We start from the raw sequence: 3,130 nt of genomic DNA, 5'->3' as shown, positions 1-3,130 counted from the left end.
AGTTCCCGGCGGGGGACATTAAAAAGTCAACGCATTAGGAGCGCCCTCATGGCAGGTCTCAATCGCCGTCGTTTTCTTCAACTTTCCGCCGCCGGTGCGGCCGGAACCGCTATTTCCCAGATGATGGGCCAGAGCATCGCCCGGGCCGCGGAAATCTCCGCCAACAGGGCCACGGGCTCCATCAAGGATGTCGAGCACGTGGTGATCTTCATGCAGGAGAACCGGGCATTCGACCATTACTTTGGCACCCTGAAGGGCGTGCGTGGGTTCGCGGACCCGCACCCGGCGCTTATGCCCTCAGGCAAGGATACGTTCCACCAGGCGAATGCCACGCGGGAAGTGACGCCGTTCCACCCGGATGCGCCGAACCTTGGCATGCAGTTCATGGAGGACCTGGACCACTCGTGGAAACTCACCCACGAGGCGTTCAACAACGGCAAGTATGACAAGTGGCTGCCGGAGAAGACTGATGCCACGATGGCGTTCTATGGCCGCCAGGACATTCCGTTCCACTTCTCCCTTGCCGACGCGTTCACTGTCTGCGACCAGTACCACTGCTCGGTCCTTGGACCGACTGACCCGAACCGCTACTACATGTTCGCCGGCGGCGACGACCCGGACCGCAAGGGCGGCGGCCCTGACCTGTGGAACGGCGAGAAGGGCTACTGGTGGAGCACCTACCCTGAGGAGCTGGAGAAGGCCGGCGTGAGCTGGAAGGTCTACCAGGACATTGGCGAGGGCCTTGATCCGGCGCACTATGAGGGCTGGACCGACGACGCCTACATCGGCAACTACGGGGACAATTCACTCCTGTACTTCAAGCAGTACCAGGACGCGAAGCCCGGCAGCCCGTTGTATGAGAAGGCCCGCACCGGTACCAGTGCCAAGACCGGTGATGACCTCTTCAGCGTCCTCCGCAAGGACGTGAAGTCGGGCACCTTGCCCCAGGTCTCCTACATCGTTGCCCCCGAGGCTTATACCGAGCACTCGAACTGGCCGCCGAACTTTGGCGCCTGGTACGCGGCAAACATCCTGGACGCCCTGACTTCCAACCCGGACGTGTGGAGCAAGACCGCTGTCTTCTTCATGTATGACGAGAACGACGGTTTCTTCGACCACATCGTTCCGCCGCACCCGAACACCCCTCAGATTCCGGGCGCCTCCACCGTCTCCACGGCCGGTGAATGGTATGACGGCACCCCCACGTTCTACGGCGACAAGGACGTCCCCGGCCACTTCGGCCTGGGCGTGCGGGTGCCGATGATCGTCCTGTCCCCGTGGAGCATGGGTGGCTGGGTTTGCTCCGAAACCTTCGACCACACCTCGATCGTCCGGTTCCTGGAGACCCGCTTCGGGGTGGCCTCGCCGAACATCACCCCATGGCGCCGTGCCGTCAGCGGGGACCTCACCAGCGCGTTCGACTTCTCCAAGGCCGGGGGAGCCGCGCCCGCCCTGGCGGACGCCTCCGCGTACAAGCCGGCAGACCACAACCGGCACCCCAGCTACGTTCCGGTACCTCCGGCGTCGAACTCAATGCCCGCCCAGGAAAAGGGCACCCGCCCGTCCCGCCCGCTCGGTTACGCCCTCGACGTTGATACGAAAATCGGGTCCGGCAAGCTCACCGGCCGGTGGACGAACCGCGGCACCCTGGGCGCGCACGTGCAGGTCCGCTCCAACCTGCTTCCGGAAGGCCCGTATTCCTACACCATCGGAGCGGGGGCCTCACTGGACGCGTCGTGGGCGCTCGGTGCGGAGTACGACGTGCAGATGCACGGCCCCGCAGGCTGGTACCGGCGATTGGCGGGCACGACGGCGGCCGCGGACATCCGCGTGACCGTCACCGCGGACGGTAAGGCCCCGCATGCCCAGTTCCGGATCGAAAACGCCGGGGCGGCTGCCGCAAACCTGACCCTGAAGGACGCGTACGGCTCCGGCTCCCAGACGCTCTCCCTCAACCCGGGCCAGGGCAAGACCGTGGTCATCCCGACCCAGGGCGGCTGGTATGACCTCACCATCACTTCAGCAGGCGACGCCAAGTTCGTCCGCGTCCTGGCCGGCCGCCTCGAGAACGGCAGCCAGCTGACCAGCGACCCCCAGCTCGGCCGGTAACCACACCGGTATTGGTGGCAGGGCTGCTCACAGTCCGCGGCCCTGCCGCCAAACCCAGCCTTACCTTGCTGCATCCCTCGGGAAACAGGTGCCCAATGCCGGGCCTACATCGAAAGGATTTTGCCATGCTCAATGTGCTCAAGAACCGGAGGACAGGCGCCGCGGCGCTTGCTGCCGCCGTCGCAGTCGCCGGATTCGCGGCCGTCGGCGCGGCGGTACCCGCGGACGCCCAAACTACGTCGGCCGCGTCCGCCCAGGCCAGCGGTCAGGGCCAGAACGGCCCTGACCATGTCTTCGTCATCATGATGGAGAACCACGGGTACGACCAGGTCATCGGCAACACCGCCGACGCGCCGTACATCAACACCCTGGCCCAGCGCTACAACACGGCCACCAACTACCACGGCGTGACCCACCCGAGCCTGCCCAACTACCTGGCCGCCATCTCAGGGAGCTCGCAGGGCATTTGGGATGACTGCAAGGCCGGCGCCAACGTCACCTGCGCCCCTGAAGAATTCATCCCAAACTCCGGGGACCCCGGAGCCACCGGGCTGCTGACCCAGGCCCAGGCCGCCAGCGCGGCCTCCACCCCGCACATGTTCTCGGGCAAGAACATCGTGGACCAGCTTGAGGGCAAGGGCCTGAGCTGGAAGGCATATATGGAAAGCCTTCCCAGCACCGGTTCCCAGGTCGAGTACGCGCCCATGATCGGCTCCTCAACGGTCAAGCTGTACGCCCAGAAGCACAACCCGTTCATGTACTTCTCGGACATCAACTACCCGGGAAGCCCGCGGCTGCAGAACATCGTGCCGCAGGAAAACAACCTGAAGGCCGACCTGGCCAGCGGAAACGTGCCGAACTTCACGTGGATCAGCCCGAACCAGTGCCACGACATGCACGGGGTCTCCCAGTCGGGCGCGGCCCTTGTAGGGATGCCCAAGTGCGGGTACCCGGATTCCGGCCTGGACCACGGCGCCATCCAGCTCGGCGACAACTACGTCAAGGAAACGGTCCAGCAGAT

At 65.0% G+C, this 3,130-nt stretch carries 2 protein-coding genes; both read left to right on the top strand.

Annotated elements, in window-relative coordinates; all coding sequences use genetic code 11:
- Positions 1 to 48: 48 nt before the first annotated feature.
- Positions 49 to 2,109: a phosphocholine-specific phospholipase C gene (locus IEW19_RS23040; protein WP_188573872.1), complete on the top strand. Its 2,061-nt coding sequence runs from the start codon at positions 49 to 51 to the stop codon at positions 2,107 to 2,109.
- Positions 2,110 to 2,234: 125 nt separating this feature from the next.
- A partial coding sequence (locus tag IEW19_RS23035; protein ID WP_229748744.1) for an alkaline phosphatase family protein occupies positions 2,235 to 3,130 on the top strand: 896 nt, incomplete at its 3' end.

This window comes from Arthrobacter liuii (assembly GCF_014639275.1).
Taxonomy (GTDB): domain Bacteria; phylum Actinomycetota; class Actinomycetes; order Actinomycetales; family Micrococcaceae; genus Arthrobacter; species Arthrobacter liuii.
This window is presented reverse-complemented; position numbering and strand designations above follow the sequence as displayed.

Bases quoted from the DNA above. Each gene is read 5' to 3' on its own strand.
- IEW19_RS23040 (WP_188573872.1), top strand. From the start codon at position 49: ATGGCAGGTCTCAATCGCCGTCGTTTTCTTCAACTTTCCGCCGCCGGT.